Annotated in this window: 20 protein-coding genes; 10 read left to right on the forward strand and 10 right to left on the reverse strand. The window is 66.7% G+C overall.

Annotation, left to right across the window (positions count from 1 at the left end; genetic code table 11):
- The first annotated feature begins 204 nt into the window (after nucleotides 1-204).
- From rsmG to FA85_RS10475, 6 genes are all read left to right on the forward strand, one after another.
- Nucleotides 205-834 carry a 16S rRNA (guanine(527)-N(7))-methyltransferase RsmG gene (rsmG, locus tag FA85_RS10450; RefSeq protein ID WP_036108906.1) on the forward strand — a complete coding sequence of 210 codons (630 nt, stop codon included), beginning with the start codon at nucleotides 205-207 and terminating at the stop codon, nucleotides 832-834.
- A gap of 83 nt (nucleotides 835-917) precedes the next feature.
- On the forward strand, nucleotides 918-1,772 hold the full coding sequence (locus tag FA85_RS10455; protein ID WP_036108902.1) for a ParA family protein: 855 nt from the start codon (nucleotides 918-920) through the stop codon (nucleotides 1,770-1,772).
- A 9-nt stretch (nucleotides 1,773-1,781) separates the two neighbouring features.
- Nucleotides 1,782-2,654: a ParB/RepB/Spo0J family partition protein gene (locus tag FA85_RS10460; protein WP_036108901.1), complete on the forward strand. Its 873-nt coding sequence runs from the start codon at nucleotides 1,782-1,784 to the stop codon at nucleotides 2,652-2,654.
- A 25-nt stretch (nucleotides 2,655-2,679) separates the two neighbouring features.
- On the forward strand, nucleotides 2,680-3,213 hold the full coding sequence (locus tag FA85_RS10465) for a sigma-70 family RNA polymerase sigma factor (protein WP_051943113.1): 534 nt from the start codon (nucleotides 2,680-2,682) through the stop codon (nucleotides 3,211-3,213).
- Nucleotides 3,210-3,947: a DUF3379 family protein gene (locus tag FA85_RS10470; RefSeq protein ID WP_036108899.1), complete on the forward strand. Its 738-nt coding sequence runs from the start codon at nucleotides 3,210-3,212 to the stop codon at nucleotides 3,945-3,947. The genes FA85_RS10465 and FA85_RS10470 overlap by 4 nt, the downstream gene beginning before the upstream one ends.
- An 80-nt stretch (nucleotides 3,948-4,027) precedes the next feature.
- On the forward strand, nucleotides 4,028-4,744 hold the full coding sequence (locus tag FA85_RS10475) for a glycosyltransferase (protein WP_036108895.1): 717 nt from the start codon (nucleotides 4,028-4,030) through the stop codon (nucleotides 4,742-4,744).
- On the opposite strand, the gene FA85_RS10480 is transcribed toward FA85_RS10475, so the two are convergent.
- Both FA85_RS10480 and FA85_RS10485 read right to left on the reverse strand, forming a co-directional pair.
- Entirely contained in the window at nucleotides 4,741-5,691 is a 951-nt protein-coding gene (locus FA85_RS10480; protein ID WP_051943111.1) for a patatin-like phospholipase family protein, read from the reverse strand. The genes FA85_RS10475 and FA85_RS10480 overlap by 4 nt on opposite strands.
- A 13-nt stretch (nucleotides 5,692-5,704) precedes the next feature.
- Nucleotides 5,705-6,697, reverse strand: a complete 993-nt coding sequence (locus FA85_RS10485) for a helix-turn-helix transcriptional regulator (protein WP_036108893.1) — start codon at nucleotides 6,695-6,697, stop codon at nucleotides 5,705-5,707.
- Between the two features lie 196 nt (nucleotides 6,698-6,893).
- On the opposite strand from FA85_RS10485, the gene FA85_RS10490 reads away from it, so the two are divergent.
- Complete coding sequence (locus tag FA85_RS10490; protein WP_051943109.1) at nucleotides 6,894-7,823, forward strand: hypothetical protein; 930 nt, start codon at nucleotides 6,894-6,896, stop codon at nucleotides 7,821-7,823.
- Between the two features lie 31 nt (nucleotides 7,824-7,854).
- Nucleotides 7,855-8,718 (forward strand): DUF481 domain-containing protein, encoded by an 864-nt coding sequence (locus FA85_RS10495; protein WP_036108890.1) that lies wholly within the window; start codon nucleotides 7,855-7,857, stop codon nucleotides 8,716-8,718.
- Nucleotides 8,719-8,928: 210 nt separating this feature from the next.
- On the opposite strand, the gene hemC is transcribed toward FA85_RS10495, so the two are convergent.
- The 4 genes from hemC to FA85_RS10515 all read right to left on the reverse strand — a co-directional run bounded on the left by hemC (nucleotide 8,929) and on the right by FA85_RS10515 (nucleotide 12,404).
- Complete coding sequence (hemC, locus tag FA85_RS10500; protein WP_036108887.1) at nucleotides 8,929-9,849, reverse strand: hydroxymethylbilane synthase; 921 nt, start codon at nucleotides 9,847-9,849, stop codon at nucleotides 8,929-8,931.
- Between the two features lie 83 nt (nucleotides 9,850-9,932).
- Nucleotides 9,933-10,649, reverse strand: a complete 717-nt coding sequence (locus FA85_RS10505; RefSeq protein ID WP_036116848.1) for a LytR/AlgR family response regulator transcription factor — start codon at nucleotides 10,647-10,649, stop codon at nucleotides 9,933-9,935.
- Entirely contained in the window at nucleotides 10,627-11,694 is a 1,068-nt protein-coding gene (locus FA85_RS10510; RefSeq protein ID WP_036108885.1) for a sensor histidine kinase, read from the reverse strand. Before FA85_RS10510 ends, FA85_RS10505 begins: the two co-directional genes overlap by 23 nt.
- 44 nt (nucleotides 11,695-11,738) lie before the next feature.
- Nucleotides 11,739-12,404 (reverse strand): alpha/beta hydrolase, encoded by a 666-nt coding sequence (locus FA85_RS10515; RefSeq protein WP_036108882.1) that lies wholly within the window; start codon nucleotides 12,402-12,404, stop codon nucleotides 11,739-11,741.
- 189 nt (nucleotides 12,405-12,593) lie between these two features.
- Between FA85_RS10515 and FA85_RS10520 the strand changes: the two genes are divergently transcribed.
- Nucleotides 12,594-14,078, forward strand: a complete 1,485-nt coding sequence (locus FA85_RS10520) for an FAD-dependent oxidoreductase (protein WP_036108881.1) — start codon at nucleotides 12,594-12,596, stop codon at nucleotides 14,076-14,078.
- Between the two features lie 52 nt (nucleotides 14,079-14,130).
- Here the strand turns inward: FA85_RS10520 and FA85_RS10525 are convergent, their stop codons facing one another.
- From FA85_RS10525 to FA85_RS10540, 4 genes are all read right to left on the reverse strand, one after another.
- Nucleotides 14,131-15,231 (reverse strand): glutathionylspermidine synthase family protein, encoded by a 1,101-nt coding sequence (locus tag FA85_RS10525; protein WP_036108879.1) that lies wholly within the window; start codon nucleotides 15,229-15,231, stop codon nucleotides 14,131-14,133.
- On the reverse strand, nucleotides 15,231-15,710 hold the full coding sequence (locus tag FA85_RS10530) for a hypothetical protein (RefSeq protein ID WP_036108876.1): 480 nt from the start codon (nucleotides 15,708-15,710) through the stop codon (nucleotides 15,231-15,233). The genes FA85_RS10525 and FA85_RS10530 overlap by 1 nt, the downstream gene beginning before the upstream one ends.
- A 12-nt stretch (nucleotides 15,711-15,722) precedes the next feature.
- The gene (locus FA85_RS10535) at nucleotides 15,723-16,127 is read right to left on the reverse strand and encodes a DUF350 domain-containing protein (protein WP_036108873.1); all 405 of its coding nucleotides are present in this window, start codon (nucleotides 16,125-16,127) and stop codon (nucleotides 15,723-15,725) included.
- An 89-nt stretch (nucleotides 16,128-16,216) separates the two neighbouring features.
- Complete coding sequence (locus FA85_RS10540) at nucleotides 16,217-18,319, reverse strand: prolyl oligopeptidase family serine peptidase (protein ID WP_081907248.1); 2,103 nt, start codon at nucleotides 18,317-18,319, stop codon at nucleotides 16,217-16,219.
- 121 nt (nucleotides 18,320-18,440) lie between these two features.
- On the opposite strand from FA85_RS10540, the gene FA85_RS10545 reads away from it, so the two are divergent.
- Entirely contained in the window at nucleotides 18,441-20,852 is a 2,412-nt protein-coding gene (locus FA85_RS10545) for a S9 family peptidase (RefSeq protein ID WP_036116846.1), read from the forward strand.
- The last annotated feature ends 3 nt before the right edge of the window (nucleotides 20,853-20,855 follow it).

Here is a 20,855-nt window from a genome sequence, read left to right on the forward strand (position 1 = left end):
ATCGTCGAACGGACCAGTATTGTTCGTACCAGAAGTCTCAGCGAACGAGATTCAATTCGTTACGCATGATACCCCGTCCCACATTGTGGGAGCCCGCGATTCAGTGCGGGTTCCGCCCAACTTCGCACGAAAGCCTATCCCGGGAGTGACCGAAGCCGGGATAGTCAGCATACTTCGGTCTCCCGGACAGCAAGTTTTATCAGTATGACTGCGCGCGAAGCCCTGCAAACCCAGCTCGAACGCGGCATCGCCGCCCTCCGTGTCACCCTCCCGGAGGATGCGGTCTCCCGTCTGCTCGACTACCGCGAGCTGCTGGAGCGCTGGAACTCGGCGTACAACCTCACGGCGGTGCGCAACGCGGACGAGATGGTCACGCGGCACCTGCTCGACTCGCTGGCGATCATTCCCTTCGTGGAAGGCCGCACTCTTGCCGACCTCGGCACCGGCCCAGGCTTGCCCGGTATTCCGTTAGCCATCGCCGAGCCGGCGCGCGAGGTGCTGATGGTCGACTCCAACGGGAAGAAGGTCCGCTTCCTGCGCGAGGCCATCCGTTCGCTGAAGCTGACCAACGGCCGCGCGCTGCAGAGCCGCGTGGAAGAGGTCGAGGGCACGTTCGAGTGCATCACCGCGCGTGCCTTCGCCAGCCTGGCCGACATGCTCGGCTGGGGCGGCCACCTGCTGGCGCCGGGTGGCGTGTGGCTGGCGATGAAGGGCAAGCATCCCGCCGAGGAGCTGGACGGCGTGCCCGATGGGTTCAAGGTCGAGGCGATTCACGCGCTGACCGTGCCGGGTGTGGAAGGTGAGCGGCATCTCGTGGTGATTCGGCGGGACTGAACCGCCTGCAGGCTGTCTAGGGCGAAACCACCCGTCGATGCTACGCTAACGCCCTTTCCGCGCACGGCAGCGAACCACAGCCCATGGCCCGCATCATCGCAGTCGCTAACCAGAAGGGCGGCGTTGGCAAGACCACCACCTCCGTCAACCTTGCCGCGGCCCTGGCCGCCGCGAAGCGTAAGGTGCTGCTCGTCGACCTGGATCCGCAGGGCAACGCGACCATGGCCTCGGGTGTGGACAAGTACGAAACCAAGCCCAATGGCTGCGAAGTGCTGCTCGATGAGGTCGGTATCGCCGACGTTCTCGTCCGTACCGAAGCCGCCTTCGATCTTCTTCCGGGCAATGGCGACCTCACCGCCGCCGAGCTGAAGCTGATGGACGGTCTGGCGCGCGAGCACCGCCTGAAAGAACAGCTGGGCAAGGTGTCGGATAACTACGACACCATCATCATCGACTGCCCGCCGTCCCTGCACCTGCTGACGTTGAACGCGCTGACCGCCGCCGACGGCGTGCTGATTCCCGTGCAGTGCGAGTACTTCGCGCTCGAGGGACTCTCGAGCCTGCTCGACACCATCTCGGCCGTGCGCCAGCGCCTGAATCCGCAGCTCGAGGTCGAAGGCCTGCTGCGCACCATGTACGACGTGCGCAACAACCTCGGTAACGAGGTGTCGGCCCAGCTGACCCAGCATTTCGGCGACCAGGTGCTGCGCTCGATCATCCCGCGCAACGTGCGTCTTGCCGAGGCGCCCAGCCACGGCCAGCCCATTCATCTGTACGACCGCGGTTCGCGCGGCGCCATCGCTTACATCGGTCTTGCCGGCGAGATCATCCGCCGCGAGCGCGCCCGCAACGCGGCGGCCGGCGGCGACGTCGCCGCGGAGCCCGCTGTCGACGAAGCGGCGACCGGCGCCTCCGACGCCGCCCCGACGACTTCCTGAGGAACCCCCATGGCAGCACCTAAGAAACGTGGTCTCGGCCGTGGCCTGGATGCCCTGCTTGGCGGCGGCACCGGTCCGGAGGCGCCTCCCTCGGTGATCGAGCAGGAAGGCGAGCTGCGTACGCTGCCCATCCATCAGATCCAGGCGGGCAAGTATCAGCCGCGCCGTCACTGGAACGACGAAGCCCTCGACGAACTGGCCGCCTCAATCAAGGCTCAGGGCCTGATCCAGCCGGTGGTCGTCCGCGCCATCGGCAAGAACAGCTACGAGCTGATCGCCGGTGAGCGCCGCTGGCGCGCTGCACAGCGTGCCTCGATGAGCGAGATCCCGGCGCTCGTGAAGGACGTGCCAGAGCAGTCCGTGCTGGCCATGGCGCTGATCGAGAACATCCAGCGCCAGGAGCTGACACCGCTCGAGGAAGCCCAGGCACTTCAGCGCCTCATCGACGAGTTCGACCTGACCCACCAGCAGGCGGCCGATGCCGTGGGCCGGTCGCGCGCGGCGGTCTCCAACCTCCTGCGCCTGATCGACCTGCCCGAGTCGATCAAGCAGCTGCTCGATCAGAGCAAGCTCGAGATGGGCCACGCCCGCGCCCTGCTGACCCTGCCCGCCAGCATTGCCGAGCCGCTGGCGCTCGAGGCGGCACGCCACGGCTGGACCGTGCGCGAACTGGAAGAAGCGGCACGCAAGGCCCAGCTGGCGCCGAAGGGCAAGGCCAAAACCAACGCGGTCGACCCGAACATCGCCAACCTCGAGCGCGAGCTGGCCGAGCGCTTCGCCACCCGTGTCGAGCTGGCGCACGGTCGTGGTGGCAAGGGCAAGCTCGTCATTCATTACCACAGCCTCGACGAGCTGGACGGCATCCTGACGAAGGTCCGCTGAGCGGCCGGCCTGAAAGGAAATCCGTATGCCTCCGGTCCATAAGGACGTGAACCCGAAGCAGCGCCAGTACGAAGCCATGGTGCGCGCCCTGTCGGCCGACCTTTACCGGTTCGCCTTCTGGCTGTCGCGCTCCGAAACCGTCGCCCAGGATCTGGTCCAGGAGACCTTCCTGCGCGCGTGGAAGAACCTCGACGCCCTGCGCGACGCGGAATCGGCCAAGCCGTGGCTGATCACCATCCTGCGCCGGGAGCATGCCCGGCTCTACGAGCGCAAACGTTTCGACACGGTGGAGCTGGACGACAGCGTCCCCGAGGATGCTGCCTTTGCCAGCCCCGAACGGAGTGGCGACGCCGCCCAGGTGCGCGACGCCATGCTGAAATTGCCTGAAAAATATCGGGAGCCGCTGGCCATGCAGGTACTGGGCGGGATGAGCTGCGACGAGATCGCCGAAGCCACCCAGCAACAGCCGGGCGCGGTCATGACTCAGTTGTTTCGCGCCCGTCAGCGCCTCAAGGCGATGCTTGGCGGACGTGCTGCGGCCGAAGGGGGACGGACGTGAACTGCCTCGACTTCCGCCGCCGGATCACCGCCGAACCGCGTTCCCGCGATGCCGACCTGTTGGCTCATCGCGACAGCTGTAAGGAAGGTTGCGCCCCGTTCTGGCAGCGCGCACAGCGTTTTGAGGACGACGTCGAATCGGCGCTGGCGGGCATTCCCGTGCCCGACGGGCTGGCCGATCGCATTCTGCTCGCCCATGCGACCGACGAGCGTCGCGGACAGGTGCGCCGACGCCGCTCGTGGATGGCCATGGCGGCATCCGTCCTGATCGCCTTCGGCGGTGTCGGCCTGGTGTGGCGTCACATGGATGGCACCTCACTGCCCGCGCTCGCCGTGGCGCACATGCCCTGGGAAATGGATTCCCTGAACATGACTCGCCCCATGACCGATGCCCAGGTCGAAGCTGGGTTTGTCGGCCGTTCCGCCCATCTGAAGGGGCCCGCCCCCGCTGGCGTCACCTATGTGCACGACTGCACCGTGGGGCCGTACCCGGCGGTGCATCTGGTGACGCGGATGAACGACGAGCCCGTGGTCGCCCTCTACATGCCCGGCAAGATGAGCGATGCCGACAGCGACTTCCACCGCGACGGCTGGGATGGACGGCAGATCGCCCTGAGCGGCGGTACCCTGGTGGTGATGGCGCAAGGCGCGAGCCGCAACACCATGGACGCCGTGGCCCGCGGCTGGCGCGAGGCCATCGAGGGACCGATCGCCCCCAGCGTCGGCCAGATCTGAACGAACGGCCGCTTTCGCGGCCCCATGGGCCGCCGCTTGGGCGATAATGCCGCCCCGAATCCTCCAGCCCCGGAAAAGCGATGACCGACCTCGCCGTGGTCGTGCCCGTCTTCAACGAGCGCGACAACATCCCGCCCCTCCTCGCCGAGATCGCCTCGGCACTGCGTGGCCGGATCGACTTCGAGATCATCTACGTCGACGATGACAGCACCGACGACAGCGTCGCCGTGCTGACCGCCGCCCGCGCTCAGTACCCGGAACTGCGGATCATTCGCCACGTTACCCGAAGCGGCCAGAGCACGGCCGTCTGGAACGGTGTGCGCAACGCGCGCGCGCCGTGGATCGCCACGCTCGACGGCGACGGCCAGAACGACCCGGCCGATATTCCGAAGCTGCTCGAGGCGCGGGCGGGCGCGGCACCGGATCTGAAGCTGTTCGCCGGATGGCGCGTGACCCGTCGCGACAGCTTCAACAAGCGGATCTCGTCCAGGGTCGCCAACGCCGTGCGCTCGCGCATGCTCAAGGACAGCACCCCGGATACCGGCTGCGGCCTCAAGCTGTTCGAGCGGGAGACCTTCATGCGGCTGCCCTATTTCGACCATATGCACCGGTATCTGCCGGCGCTGGTGAAACGTGCGGGGTTTGCCAGCCAGAGCGTGCCGGTCGGTCATCGTCCGCGTACGGCGGGCACCTCCAAGTACGGCATGCTGGACCGCCTTTGGGTCGGCCTTGCCGACCTGCGTGGCGTGGCGTGGCTCATGCGTCGCGCCAAGGTCACGCGTACCGAAGAACTCTAACGAACCTGCATATGCCGCGGCTGCCAGCTGTCGAGCATCTGCTCGGTACGCACGCGACCCAGTTCGATCAGCTCGCGCGCCCGGTAAAACTCGTACACCGTGGACACGTTGCGCGGGATCTCGATCAGCAGGTCGGGCGGATAGGCCGCCAGACGCAGGCGCGACAGGTTGGCCTGCATCAGGTCCATCGACTGGGTCATCAGGTCGAACGCGCCGGGGTCCTTGAGCTTCGGCTTGCCGTCGCCGGCGGGTAACACCCGTCCGAAGAGCCGCCCCAGCTTCGCCGTGTAGCCATGATCGGCCACGGCGGTGACGTTTTTCTCGGGCGGCTTCTGCATTTCAGCCGCGCCATCGACGCTTACCGCGAACACGTAATCGGCCTCTTCGCGCATCAACGGCAGGACGGGCAACGGGTTGAGCAAGGCGCCGTCGACCAGACGACGACCTTCATGCGTATAGGGCCGGAACAGCGTCGGAATGGCGATCGATGCACGTATGGCGTCGAACAGCGGCCCGCGCGTCAGCCAGACTTCGCGTTCCCGGTCGATGTCGGTCGCCACCGCCGTATAGGCGATCGGCAACTCCTCGATATTGACCTCACCGATCAGCTCGCGCAGCGCGGCCATGATCCGGTCGCCCTTGATGAAGCCACCGCCGGAGAAGCTCCAGTCGACCAGACGCAGCACGTCGAAGCGGGCCAGCGTGGAGACCCAGTCGCGATAGATGTCGAGCTTGCCCATGCCGTAGATGCCGCCGATCAGCGCCCCCATCGACGTGCCGGCAATGGCGACGATCTCGAAGCCGCGCTGTTCGAGGACCTCGATGGCACCGATGTGGGCCAGACCCTTGGCCGCGCCCGCCCCGAGGGCAAGCGCGACGCGGGGTTTACGGGGTTCGGTGCTGAGAGCGGGCAGGGCGCCGGTTTCGGCGATATCGAAGTCACTCATGTAACGGCGGCGCTCAGTGGGAGTGGTTCGAACCGTTCTGGTAACCGGACAAGGCCAGTTGCAGCAGGATCTTCATTTCTTCGCGTAACGGCAGCGGTGCGACGATCTCGGCGTCGGGACCGTACTTCAGCACGTCCATCAGCAATTCGCGGGAGTTGGAATACGGCACCTTGAGCTCGTAACGGCCGTCGCCCAGCCATTCGCCCTTCTGCTGCGAGTGCCAGTGCTCGTCGGCCACCCAGCGTGCGGCATGCGACGAGAAGCGAATGGTCGCCCAGGCCTTCGGCTTGCCGGCAAAGATGCCGTAGCTGGACGCGAGCAGATCGTTGAGCTCGGCATCCTCGACATCCCTGGCTTTCGCGTCGAGCGCCTGCGGATCGGCGATGCGGTCGACGGCGAAGCTGCGCAGCGCTTCGCGGTCGTGGTCCCAGACATCGAGGTACCAGTTGTCACGATAGTGGGTCAGGCGCTGCGGCGAGACCGTACGCTTCGTGTCGGAATTGGTGGTGCGCGCGCGGTAGCGGAAGCTGACCTGACGTCGCTCCAGCGTGGCGCCCGCGACGATGCGGAAGACCTGCTGGTCCATCTTCCGCGCACCCCAGGAAATCACCCGGATGCGATCGACCGGCAGCGCCTTGCCGCTGCCGTGATCGGACAGCAGACGTTCGATGCGCGCCTTGAACGGCGCCAGGGCGCCGGCGAGCACGCCTGGGTCGGAGCGGCCGATCAGTTCGTTCAGCGCCATGAGGGCGGCCAGCTCGTCGCTGGTCAGCCACAAGCCGGGCAATTCAAACGAATCGCCCTCGCCCGCCTCGTAGCGGAACGACGCCTGCTCGCCTGCGACGCTCTGCACGGGCGCGCCGAGCGCATCGCGCAGGAAGGCCACATCGCGGTATAGCGTGGCGCGTGAACACTCCAGCTCGTCCATCAACCGGGACAGGGGTACCGGGTAATGGGCGGACTTCAGGAGTCGGTGCAGGGTGAGAATGCGCTCGTAGCGGTCCATGTGTGTCGCCGGCAGGATGGAGCTTCGGAAAGTGTGTCCGCGCGGGCGTGACGCCCGTATCTACGCGGGCCAAGCATGGCGTCGCCGGGAGCCGTCCGCAAGGGAGTCTCGCGGGCGTCGCGACATGCCCGTTTGCGCCGGGCGCCATAAGGCGCAAAAATGCCGCTTTGCGATTCGCCGAAGGCCCTCCCCGACCATGGCGGAACCCAACGACGCCCCTTCCGTCGCGCTGGATCCCCTGGACCGGCCTGGCGAAGTCACGCCCGTCCAGAGCCTCTTCTCGACGCCCGGTGTCGTCGTCCAGACCGCGATGGCGGCCGGCTATGGCCTGTGGATGGTGCTGGGCACGGCCCTGGCGCTCGGCCTGTATCCGGACGGTCGGGGCGAAGTGCTGGTGCCGCTCTCGATCGGCCTGGTACTGGTAAGCCTCGGCCTCGTGGCGACGTGCCTGCGCCTTCCCTTCGCGCCGGCGTGGCATGGCTGGGACCCCGTCAAGCGCATGATGCCCACGGCCGAGGGCATGGTGGCCATGGCCAATTACCTGCCGATGCTGGCGCTTGCCGGGCTGGCGCGGGGTGGCAACGACTTCTGGGCGACGCGGCTGGCAGGCGCCGCGCTGATGCTCTGCAGCCTCGCCACGCTGGTCTATACGGCGCGAGGTGCCTCACGCCATCTGCCGCTCTCCGTGGCGTCGGTCGCCAATGCCTTGCCCCTCGGCCGCACCGTATCGGCGTTGTTCGCCGGCGGCCTGTGGTTCTGGCTCTGCGTCGCGCTGCAGAGCGAGGTCCCGATCAATCCGCTCAATCCGTGGCGACTCGCGCTTCTCGCGGTGGCGCTCGCGCTGGGCGTCGTCGAGGGCATGCGCTGGCGTGCCTTGCGCCAGCTTGCCGAAGAGAGCGGTGCCACCGGGTACTTCACGACGGGGCGGACGGCGGTCTCGTTGCTGGCCTGGCGCTTCACCGTCGCGGTGCTCTCGGTCGGTTTGCCCTGCGTTTTGCTGGTTTCGCACCCCGCGGGACCGCTGCTGCCGGTGGCCGCCGGTCTGGCCGCGTTAAGCTGCATTATCGGTCAATGTCTCGAGCAGCGGCTTTATGGCCGGGCTTACGCACAGTGGGTTCACGGCTGACGCCACCTTCCATTCCATCTACGGGTAGACGATGAAAAAACTCCTTCTCGCCACGCTCGTCCTTGCCGCGCTGCCGTTCACCGCGTCGGCCCAGGACGCGACCGCCAATCCGGCTGCCACTCCCGACCAGAACGCCGACGCCGCGAAAAACGGCGGGTGGACCGGCAACGGCGAATTCGGCTTCGCGTCCTCGCGGGGCAACTCCCGCTCGGAAAATGCCAACGCCAAGATCGGATTCAATCAGGAAAACGAGCTGTGGAAGAACAACTTCTACCTCAACGGCCTGCGCTCCAAGGGCGAAGTGGATGACGGGGACGGCAACAGTCAGTTCAGCACCACGGCGAACCGTTACGACACCGGTGCGTCGGTGGGCTACAAATTCGATCCGCGCAGCTACGTGGTCACGGCGGCGCGTTACGAGCACGACGACTTCGGCGCCAATCTCTGGCAGGGCATCGTGTCGGTCGGCTACGGTTATATCGCTCTGAAGAACGAGAAAGCCGAGCTGTCCTTCGAAATCGGTCCCGGTTTCAAGCGCTATCAGCCGGCGAAGTCGACCCGCGACCTGGTCAACGCCGACGGCACACCGGTACTGAATGCCGATGGCACCACGGCGACCGAGGAATACAAGCCCGACGCTGAAAGCGAAGTGGTCGGCCGTGGCCTGATCAACGCGAAATACCGCCTGACCGACAACACGGCACTGGAAGACACGCTGCTGGTGGAAGCGGGCTCGAAGAACCAGTACTACCAGAACGACATCGGTCTCTCGGTCAGCATGACGAAGAAGCTGGCGCTGAAGATCGGCTACCAGATCCGCTACAACAGCGACACGCAGCCGGGTACCGTCAGCACGGATAAGCTGACGACGACTAACCTGGTTTACAACTTCTAAGCGAAGCGCGCCTCGTTGCAGCAGCGCCCTTTTTTGTAAGAGCGCGTTTGTAGGAGCGCGCCCTGCGCGCGAAAAGCCAACGGAGCGGTGAAGCGGTAGCCTTGCCGCATCTTCGCTTCGTTGGCTTTTCGCGAGCAAGGCGCGCTCCTACGACAGCAGCGGCCAGCGTCAGCGGCAGCAAGCGTGAGCCGTTGCCAGCGTCGGCCGCCGCTAGCGCTGCGGTTTCAGAAACTCTTCGGCACCCAGGCCGATCAGCATCGCCGCCACTTCGTGGCCCAGTGTCACCGGATCGCCCGAGGCGTTGTCGGCCTGCGCATGCAGCAACTCGCCAGTGAGCGCATTGCCGACCATGCCGTGAAGCGTGAGTCCGTGCTCCGCGACCACGCACCACGCGCCGATCGCCACGGCGCAGCTGCCACCCAGCCGCTCGTTCATGGCGCGCTCCGCGTTGACGGCCAGCAGCGTCTCTTCGTCCGTCAGTGCGGCGAGCAGTTCGTTGACGCGCACGTCGCTGGCGAGGGATTCCACCGCGATGGCACCCTGCCCCGGTGCGGGCAGCCAGTCCGGGCTCGCCAGACGCGTCGTGATGCGGTGGCCGAGGCCGAGCCGCTCGACGCCTGCGCAGGCCAGGATGATGGCGTCGTAATGCCCCTCGTCCAGCTTGGCCAGTCGGGTGTTCACGTTACCGCGCAGGTCCAGCAGCTGCAGGTCGCCGCGGACGGCGCGCAGCTGTGCCTGACGCCGCAATGACGAAGTACCGACCCGGGCGCCGTTCGGCAGGTCGACCAGCGTGGCGTAGTCATTGCTGATGAAGGCGTCGGCGGCATCGGCACGCGGCAGGATCGCCGACAGCGCGAAGCCGGGTTCGAGCTCGGCGGGTACGTCCTTCAGCGAATGCACGGCGATGTCGGCGCGACCGTCCTGCATCGCGACTTCGAGCTCCTTGAGGAACAGGCCCTTGCCGCCGATGGTCGCCAGTGAGCGGTCGAGGATCTCGTCACCCCGCGTGGAAAGCGGAACCAGTTCCACCACCAGGCCGGGATGCGCCTGGCGCAGAAGGCTGGCCACATGTTCGGCCTGCCAGAGGGCCAACGCGCTCTTGCGCGTGGCGATGCGAAGCGGTGCGGTCATGGGATCCTGGCGCTGGCTCGGTCGAAAGCGTGATTGTCCCGCAATCCAACCCGGCGTGCAGCGCGGCGACGTGTCACGCGGCCTCAGCCGGCCTCCGCGCGAAGCAGCTGGCGCACCGCGGGCAGGTTGCGCCGGCTGACTTCGGGTGTGACCTCGGTACCGGCCAGGCGCGCCATCACGCGACCGTCGGTCAACGTTTTCAGACCTACCAGACGTGTACGCGGCACCAGGCAGTTGCGGTGCAGGCGGATCAGGCGCTCGCCATGCGCGGTCTCGAGCTGGCGCAGCGACTCATCGATCAGCCACATCCCGCCGCCATGATGCACGGCGACGTACTTCTCGTCGGCGAGGAGATAGAGCACGTCGTCGAGCGCCACACGAACTTCGTCGTTGCCACTGCGCGCACGGAGCCACGCGTTACGCGACGGCTGAGGGGCGCGTACCGTGCGCGTCGCGGCACGATCCAGCGCCTCGGCCAGACGCTCCGCGCGTATGGGTTTGAGCACGTAGTCGGTGGCACCGAGGTCAAAAGCGCTCAGCGCGTGTTGCTCGTAGGCCGTGCAGAAGATGACCTGCGGACGCTCGATGAGCGTGGCCAGTTGCACGGCGACGGCGGTGCCCGACAAGCCCGGCATTTCCACGTCGAGCAGCACGAGGTCCGGTCGCAACGACGCGCAGGCGGCGATCACCGCATCGCCGTCGGCGGCCTCGCCGACGATTTCCACGTCGCTGCGCGGCGCCAGCAACGCCTTCAGGCGTGCCCGTGCCAGCGGCTCGTCATCGGCGATCAGGACGCGCATGCGCGGACTCCGGCAGAAAAACGGTGACGATGAAATGGCCCTCGCGCTGTTCCGCACGCACGCTGGCGCGCTGGCCGAAATGATAGGCGACGCGTTCGCGCACGTTGCGCAGTCCATGTCCGGTGCCGGGCGTCGGCAGAGCATCGGAGAGCGAGTTCTCGATCACGATCTCCACGCCACCGGGGACACGTCGTCCGGCAAGGCGAATGCTTCCACCGGTGCGGCTGGGCTGCACGCCGTGACGAACCGCGTTCTCGACCAGCGGCTGCAGCAGCAGGTGCGGCAACGGCAGATCGGCGGGTACGTCGATGTCGCGCTCGACGCGCAGCCGGTCGCCCAGGCGCAGGGACTCGATCTCCAGATAACGGTCGACCAGGGTCCACTCGTCACCCAGCGTGCCTACCGCATGATGATCGCTGCCCAGCGCCGCGCGGAACAACTCGCCCAGGTTCTCGACGGTGCGTTCGGCCGCGTCGGGATCGACGCGGATCAGCGCGGCCACCGCATTCATGCTGTTGAAGAGGAAATGCGGGCGGATGCGTGCCTGCAGCGCGGCGACCTGTGCCTGTGCGGCAGCGGCGACCCGTGCCTGCCATTGTGCGACGACGTAGAAGTAGCGGAGCAAGCCGGCACCGAGCAGCCCCGTGGCGATGCTGGCGTCGCGCACGAAGCCGGTGCGCGACGCCGGCGTCATGCCTGTCCTGATGCTGTGGTCGACCCAGCCAAGCAAAGCGGCGCTCGCCGCCACCAGCAGGACGAGTACGAGCCACACCGCGGCATACGGTGCCATGCCGGGGAGACGCTGCATCCATGGCCGCAGTTTGCACAGCGCGACCGTCAGCAGAACCGACAGCCAGCTGGTGAAAAGCACCGCTGTTCCATAGTCGCGCCAGTCGGCGTGGCTGCCGGGTGCCAGGCACATGAGGGTGACCGTGAGCGAGCCGACCACCAGCAACGCGAACAGCAGCGGCAGGCTGCAGAAGTCGGGCAGAGGCGCCGACGGAGGGCGCAAGCCCTGGGTCGAGTCGGTAGGGGCGGCGGACATGCGGCGAGTATGCCGGATGCCCGCACGCGCCGACGCGCGCGGGATCACGCGTTCGCGAAGAGCCCGGAGAACCAGGCGCGGATGTCGACGATCTCCGGCAGGCTCACCTGATGAGCCATCGGATAGCTGTGCCAGTCCACGCGATGGCCGAGCAGCTCGAGCACCTGCCGCGAGTGCTCGCCGAGCGCCATCGGCACGACCGGGTCGGCGCTGCCGTGGCCCCAGAAGATCGGCGTGGCGTGGTTGGCGCCGCTGCGCTCGGCTTCGATGGTGTCGTGCAGGGGCAGGTAGGCCGAAAGAATCAGCAGGCCGGCCAGACCTTCGCGATGACGCAGGCCTGCCGACAACGCCATCGCGCCGCCCTGCGAAAAGCCGGCCAGCACGATCCGCGATGCGGGCACGCCACGCTCGACCTCACGGGCGATCAGCGCCTCGACTTCGTCGATGGAAGCGCGGATGCCTTCGGCGTCCTGCTTGTCCGCGATCGACAAGCCTTTGATGTCGTACCAGGCGCGCATGGGCACGCCGTTGTTCACCGTCACCGGCCTGACCGGCGCATGCGGAAACACGAAGCGGATCGCCGGCCACGACGGATCGGCCAGCTCAGGCACGATCGGCGCGAAGTCATTCCCGTCCGCGCCGAGCCCATGCAGCCAGATCACCGACCAGACGGGCGATGGACGGGTTTCCTGTTCGACGGTAGGCAGCATGAGGTGTTCCGGTATTCGAGGACTCCGAATCCTACCAGCCCCGATATTCCCCCGGAGATCGATCGGCGCCGACGCCAGATACGCGCGGACGCCTGGATCTGACGAGATATGTGTATCTTGCACTTTCTTTGGTGCAGGCTTAGCCTCGCCTCCGATATGTGCATATTGCACACGATTCGGAGGTTCCCCATGCGTGATTCCGTTGACGTCCTGATCTGCGGTGCCGGAGCGGCCGGCCTGACCCTGGCTATCGATCTGGCCCGCCGTGGCATCGCTTTTCGCCTGATCGAAAAGCTCCCCTCGCCCTTCCAGGGCTCCCGTGGCAAGGGTATTCAGCCGCGCAGCCTGGAGGTCTTCGAAGACTTAGGCCTTCTGGACCGGACCATGGCGACGGGCGGCGTCTATCCTCCGGTGCGCAAGTACGCCGCCGACGGCTCGTTCGTCGACGAGGAAATGGTCGGGGCCGATCACCCCCCGACGCCAGCGGAGCCGTACCGGCTGCCGCTGATGCTTCCGCAGTTGCTCACCGAGAAGCTGATGCGCGAGCGTCTTCTCGAGCTCGGATCGGCGGTCGAATTCGGTGTGGAGCTGACCGGCTTCGCGGCGACTGACACGGGCGTTGAAGCCACCGTGCGGAGCGAACGAGGCGACGAGGTCATCCGCGCAAGCTATCTGATCGGATGCGACGGCGGACGAAGCTTCGTCCGCGGTGCGTTGGGCATCGACTTTCCCGGTAAGACACTGGGCGTGAGAGCGATCGTGGCCGACGTGATTCTGGAAGGTCTGTCGCGCGACGTCTGGCATCGGTTCGACGGCGGTGATGGTAAGCATCTCAGCATCTGTCCGCTTGCGGGCAGCGACCTGTTCCAGATTCAGGGCCCCATTCCGCTGGAAGGCGACATCGATCTTTCCGCCGAAGGGCTGACTCGCCGTGTCGTCGAGGCGACGGGTCGTGAGGACATCGTGCTGCGTTCGGTGTCCTGGGCCTCGGCATACACCATGAACGCGCGGCTGGCGGATCGCTATCGCGACGGCCGCGTCTTTCTCGCAGGCGATGCGGCGCATATCCATCCGCCGACCGGCGGCCAGGGCCTCAATACCAGTCTCCAGGATGCCTACAACCTCGGCTGGAAACTGGCGGCCGTGCTTCGCGGCGCACCCGGGTCGCTGCTCGATACGTACGAGGCCGAACGCCGTCCGATCGCCGCCGGGATGCTGGGCCTTTCCACGCGTCTGCTCGACGGATTCAAAAAAGGAGATAACCGCCGGGGCCGCGAGGTACAGCAGCTGGATCTGGATTACGCCGAATCGCCGCTGTCCTTCCTGTCAGGCGCCACGAGTCATCTTGCACCGGGGGGTCGCGCACCGGACGCCAACGTGCGTGGCGCGGGTGGCGGCGCGACGCGGCTCTTTCATCTGTTCAGGGGAACGCACTGGACGTTGCTGGTGAGCGGGTCGGCGCCGTTCACTCCACGCGCCGGTATGCACATCCACCGGATCGGACCGGGACTGGAGTTCGATGACCATCTCGGTCAGTTCGCCGCCTTCTACGGTGTGCCGGATCGTGCGGCCATGCTGGTCCGGCCGGACGGTTATGTGGCCGGCGTCTTCCCTGCCGCGGAGGCCGAGGCATTGCAGGCGTATCTCGACCGGGTGTTGCCCGCCGCTACGTAGCGCCTGCGCCGGCTGGCTCCCATCAGAGCGGCGCGTCCCCGAGCAACCGCCGTCAACGAAACAGATGCGGCACGAAGCAGCTGGTGTTGCGCGTGATCCGGTCGTCATCCTCGCGGATGCCGATGCCGGCCGGCTCATCGCCGATCACCCAGGAACCGACCAACGCGTGCCGACCCTGGAATACCGGCAGCGGTGCGAGCGCCTGATACACGGTAAGCGGCGTCTGCGCACCACGCTCATGGGCATCGAGCACCGCGATGCCCTCGCCTTCGCGACCCCAGTAAGGCTTGGCCACCGCCGCGCCGACGATGTCTTCGCGCCGCCTGCTCGCTGCGAGAAGATTCGGGTGCCCCGGAAAGAACTCCCACAGCAACGGGAGAATCGCCTTGTTCGACAGCAGCATTTTCCACGGCGGCTCGAGCCAGCGCATGCCGCTTGCGGGAATGTGTTGCGCGAACGCTTCGCTCATCAGCCATTCCCACGGATACAGCTTGAACAGCCGGTCGATGGGACGGTCGGCCAGATCGATGAATGTCTTGCCCGACCAGCCGATGTCCTCGATGTCCAGCGCCTGCACGTCGTGCCCGGCCTGCCGGCAGGTGTCCACGAGGTAGTCGGTCGTGGTCGCGTCTTCAGGGTTGTCGTAACACGCCGCGAAGTGCACACGCGGTCCACCTCCGACGGTGCGCCAGCGGTCGATCAGCTTCTCGTGGATCGAATTGAACTGATCCGCGTCGGAGGCGACTTCTTCCAGCCAGTACCACTGCACGACCGAGGCTTCGAACAGCGACGTCGGTGTATCCGCGTTGTACTCGAGCAGCTTCGGCGCCGAGCGACCGTCGTACGACAGGTCCATGCGACCGTAGAGCGCAGGGTCGTGATCGAACCAGCTGCGCTCGATCAGGCGCGCGGCGCGGTCATCGAGGCCGAGCTCGGCGTAGCGGCCGTCGCGCACGATCCGGTCGACGGCTTCGAGACACAGCGCATGCAATTCGGCCGTGGCGGCCTCGAGCACGTCGACCTGCGCTTCGTCGAAGACGTAGCAGGCATCCTCGCGCCAGTACGTTTTGCCGTCGATGGTGTGAAAACCAAAGCCGACGGCTTCGACGTGCGTCTGCCAGTCCTTGCGAGGGACGATGGTCTCGCGACGCATCAGCCGCCCCGCGCCGAGACGCGTCCGCTCGAGCCGAACCCTCCGCGGCTGCCGAAATCGAAGCCGGTCGGGCCGTGGCTGGCGAAGCCGCCGCCACCCGCGGCGGTGCGCCCCGGACCCGGGTCACCCTTGAACGCGTTGCCGCGCCAGTCGCTGCGATACCAGGGGCCGTAGTAGTGATAGCCGGCCGAATGGCCACCGCCGCTTCCCGACACGGGCTGGTCCTGAGTGCACTGCCCGGTGGCGTAGTCGTGCTCGCAGTCCTCGAGCGAGGCGTAGCTGTTGCGTTGGACATCCTTGCCGCCGAAGGCGGCATAGCCGGCCACCGTCGCACCCAGGAGGCCGAGCGCGATCGCAACCGACCGGCGCCGGGTCAACGGCTCCTCCGTGAGGCGTGTCGGAGCGTTATAACCGCGCGGCAGATCGATGGACCAGGAGGCCGGTTTGACAGGATGATCGGACTCAGGACGTTCGGACATGATGAGCCGTCCTCAGTACGTCATCGCCGCGGCGTTGAGCGTGCCGACACAGGCCGCCACGATCGCCACGAACAGTGCCACGGAGCGGACGTCCGCTTCGATCCGGCCACGCAGGTCGCGCACGACGAGGCGCAGGACGAGGTGGGTCAACAACTGGACGACCCAGGCGACCAGACCCCACAGGGCGAGATCGACGAGGCTCACGCTGTGCGCGATCGCACTCGCCAGTGGCTGTACGAAGCCGATGGCCGCACCGCCGAGGCTGATCGCCGCCGAGAGATTGCCCTCGCGGATCAGCGCCATCTCACGCTGCGGGGTGATCCAGATGTAGGTCACCACGAAGGCGACGAAATAAAACACGCCCAGGGCCAGGTAGGCCACGAAAGCGGGCAGGGTGAACAGGTCCGACACGATCACGCAGGCATCCTTGTTTGAGGCGGCCTCCCCTGGCCGCCTCGCAAGGATAGGCTGGCTACCCGGTGGGAGCCAGCCCCGTTGGCGAACGCTTACTCGCCGAGCCCCAGTTCCGTCGCAAAGAACGTCAGCTGCAGCGCCGCATTACCCACCCGCTGGCTGAAAGGCGCACCGATGCCATGCCCCGCATTCATCCGCGTCAGCAACAGCACCGGCTGACCGGAAGTCGAGGCGTCCTGCAACGCGGCGGCGAACTTACGCGACTGCCACGGCGCGACGCGTGGATCGTTGGCGCCCGTGGTGAGCAGCACCGCCGGATACTTCGTCCCCGCCTTGACGTTGTGCAGCGGCGAATACGCCAGCATCGCCTTCGCGATCACCGGATCCGTCGTGCTGCCGTACTCGCTCACGTTGTATGGGCCATTCGCAAAAGCCGTCTCGTGACGCGGCACGTCATAGATGCCGACGGCACCGACCACGGCGCGATACTGCTCCGGATGCTGCGTCAGCGCGGCACCCATCAACAGGCCGCCGTTGCTGCCGCCGAGGATGCCCAGGTGGCCGCGGTCGGTCCAATTCGTGTCGATCAGCGCCTGCGATGCGGCGTAGAAGTCGTCGAACACGTTTTGCTTGCGCTGCTTCTGGCCCTGCTCGTGCCACGCTTCACCGAACTCGTTGCCGCCGCGAATGTTGGCGTAAGCGAGCACGCCGCCACGCTCAAGCCAGGCCAGGTTGGCGCCGACGAAGCCCGGCGTTACCGGAAGGCCGAAACCGCCATAGCTGTAGAGGATGGTCGGCCGCTTGCCGTTCGGGGTGATCCCATCCATCGAAATCACGGTGACGGGAATCTTCGTGCCGTCCTTCGAGACGCCGTCGATACGCGACACCTTCACCTTCGAGTAGTCCGCGGCGGGCTTTACCTCGAACACGGTTTTCAACGTGCCGCTGGCGCCGTCGTACTCCGCCCAGCGGGTCGGGGTGGTCCAGCCGCCGTAGCTCAGCAAGGCCTTGTTCTGTCCGGCTTCGGAAGCGACGCCGCCGATCGTGATGCCGGTCGCCGGCAACGGCACGCGGCGGATCAGGGTGGCCTTCGCGTCGTACTGATCGGCCCACCAGTCGGGGCCGGCGCTGCGCACGACGAGAAACCCGTCGCCCATGGCGGAGACACGCTGAATCGCACCGTCACCCTGGGCGAGCACATCGCTGCGCTTGCCATCGGCGCCGACGGCGACGAGTCTGCCACGCGGCGCATCGTCGAAAGCGACGACGATCAGGCGGTCGCCGACCCACGCGGCGGAGCGCACGTCCGCATCGCGGCCCAGCACACGCTTGAACTCACCCTTGCCCTGCCGCAGGTACACCTCCGCCGGGCCCCCGTCGCCTTCATTGGCGAGCAGCGCGGTGGACGCACCTCCCTTGCCCTCGAGCAGGATGTACTCGGCGACATGCGAGTAGCCCTTGCCGAAAACGGTGCGGTCCTTCGTAGCGGCCTCGCCGATCGTGTGATGCGCGAGCACCGCGTCGAACTCGCGCAGCGCCTGGCCCGCGGCGGGCGTCTCGAAACGCGCGTAGGTCACGCCCTTCTCATCGGCATCCCAGGCGAGTGCCTGCGGTGTGGTGCCGCCGCCGGCCAGGGGCAGCAGGTCGGGCAACGCCTTGCCGGTCGTGGTGTCGAGGATGTGGATGGTGGTCAGTTCGCTGCCGCCTTCCGCCGTGCCATAGGCCAGGTACCTGCCGCTGGGCGACGGCCAGTATTCGGTGATCGCGGTGCTGCCGTCACCCTGGTTCGGGTCGACCAGCGTGCGCGTCGGACCATCGGGCCACGCCTTCGCCACCAGCAGCGGTTGTGCCTGCGGCGGCGTGTTCTCGAAGTAGAACAGGGTGCCGCCGGCGAGCGTCGGCGAACTGCGCGTGGTCGACGTGATCGCCAGTTCGCGCACGCGAGCGCTCAGCGCCTTGCCCAACGGCATCGCGCCGATGGTGGCTTCGGTGTAGGCGTTCTGGGCATCGATCCACTGTTTGACGTCGGCGGCTTCGGGGTTCTCGAGCCAGCGGTAGGGGTCGTTGACCGGCTGGCCGGCCAGGGTTTCGGAGACCATGCGCTTCGGCGTCGCGGGGGCCTGGCTCGTGGCGGCATGGGCACCGCAGGCGACGAACAGGCTCACGGCGAGCAGGCGGGGGACAAAGGCGCGCATGGGATCGACTCCAGGGTGGGAAGGCGTCGAGCGTAGCAAACCGGGCGGGAGGACTCGCCGTGCCGAAAGGGGTGGCTGGCGGGTTATGCTCGTCCGCTTTGCCATTCCCGGGATCCGCCCGATGCGTGTACTTGCCGCCGCCCTGCTCACCGCCTTTGCCGCCGCGCCGTCGCTGGCCGCGCCGCCGCCTCCGCTGGACATGGAGACGATCATGGCGAACCCGGACTGGATCGGGCCGGCGGTGGAAGACGCGTACTGGGGTGTCGATGGCCGCGAGGTGTATTACTCGCTGAAACACGACGGCACGCCGGTGCGCGACCTCTACCGCGTCGGCGCCAACGGCGGAGTGCCGGAGGGCCTCGATCCGAGGGCAGCGGCGAATGCCGACGGCACGAAGCTGGTGTTCGACCGCGACCGTCGCCATGCCGCTTTCATCCGCCACGGTGACGTCTTTCTCCGCGACCTTGGCACGGGCGCCACGGTGCAGGTCACGCGTACCGAAGCGACCGAAAGTCAGCCGCGCTTTTCCCTCGATGGCCGCCTGCTGACCTTCCGCGCGGGCAACGACTGGTTCGCCTATGCCGTTGCCGGTGGCCCCGCTGGCAAAGCGGCGGTGCTCGAGGAAAAGGACGACCCCAGGGCAAAGACCTCCGACGACCTCGAAGACGATCAGCAAAAGCTGTTCTCCACCCTGCGCGGTCTGCGCGCCGACGAGGCGGCAATGAAGGCCGAGAAGGACGCCCTCGCCGCCGCCGACCCCGGCCGTGCGCCCGCGCCCTTCTGGCTGGGTAAGAACGTCAGCGTCGCCGATACCTCGATCTCGCCCGACGGCCATTGGCTCCTCGTCGTCACCCAGGCCAAGGATGCGGACGCCGGCAAGATCGCCGACCTCACCCACTACGTGACCGACTCGGGCTACGCCGAGCCTGAAGCGACGCGCGCGTACGTCGGCCGCAGCGACCCCGCGCCGCAGTCGCTGCGTCTGCTCGACCTGAGCACGCACACCAGCTACGACCTCGACACGAAGACGTTGCCCGGCATCGGCGACGACCCGCTGGCCGACCTGCGCGCGAAGACCGTGGCCGCGTTGCGCAAGGACGGCAAGAACGACCGAGCCGACGCGCTGGCCGCTCCGAAGACACGCCCGGTCATCGTCAACGGTGAATACAGCCCCGGCATCGTCTGGAGCGACGATGGCCATAACGTCGCCGTGCAGCTCCGTGCGATCGACAACAAAGACCGCTGGATCGCCACGGTCGACTTCGGCAGGCACACACTGGTCAGCCAGCACCGCCTGACCGACAAGGCATGGATCAACTGGGATGGCAACGACTTCGGCTGGTTGAACGATGGCCGTACGCTCTGGTACCTGAGCGAAGAATCCGGCTTTGCGCAGCTCTATACCCGTCCGCTGGGCGGCAAGGCCACGGCGCTGACCTCCGGCCGCTTCGAGGTCGACCACCCGGTGCTCAGCCCGGATGGCGGTACGTTCTACGTGCGCAGCAACAAGGTCGCGCCGTACAGCTACGACATCTACCGTGTGCCGTCGACGGGTGGCGAACTGCGCCGTGTCACGCAGTACGGCAGTCTCGACGATTTCTCGCTGTCGCCGGACGGACGTTCGCTGGCGGTGCTGCACTCGTCGCCGTACGTGCCTTCGCAGTTGTCGACCGTTAGCGTCGACGGCGGCGCACCGCGCGAACTCACCGACACGCGAAAGCCGGGCTACAAGGCGCGCGAGTGGATCGCGCCGAAAATCGTCGAAGTGCCGTCGAGCCACGGCGCGGGCACCATCTACGCTAAGTTCTATGGGCCGGCCGACGCTGCGGCAGCCGCATCGCGCCCTGCCGTGATCTTCGTGCACGGAGCGGGCTACCTGCAGAACGTGCACCTGTCGTATCCCGCGTACTTCCGCGAGCAGATGTTCCACAACCTGCTCGTGCAGCGCGGCTACGTCGTGCTCGACATGGATTACCGCGCGTCGAAGGGCTACGGTCGCGACTGGCGCACCGCGATCTACCGCCAGATGGGTCACCCCGAACTGGACGACCTGCTCGACGGCAAGGCATGGCTGGTGAAGAACCAGGGCGTGGACAGCAAGCGCGTGGGCATCTACGGCGGTAGCTACGGCGGCTTCATGACGCTGATCGCCCTGCTGCGCTCGCCGGGCGAGTTCGCTGCCGGTGCCGCGCTGCGTCCGGTCTCCGACTGGACCAGCTACAACCACGAGTACACATCCAACATCCTCAACGATCCGCAGATCGATCCCGAGGCGTATGCGACCAGCTCGCCGATCAACTATGCCGACAAGCTGGCCGACCCGCTGCTGATCGAGCACGGCCTGATTGACGACAACGTGCTGGCGAGCGATTCGATCCGTCTGTACCAGCGCTTCATCGAACTGCACAAGAAAAATTTCTGGATGTCGCTGTATCCGATGGAGCGGCATGGGTTCGTACATGCCGACTCCTGGTACGACGAGTATCGGCGGATCGATGAGCTGTTTCGGGAGCGGCTGGAGCGCAGCCCCTGAAGG

Origin of the sequence: Luteibacter mycovicinus (assembly GCF_000745235.1) — a bacterium.
GTDB classification, from domain to species: domain Bacteria; phylum Pseudomonadota; class Gammaproteobacteria; order Xanthomonadales; family Rhodanobacteraceae; genus Luteibacter; species Luteibacter mycovicinus.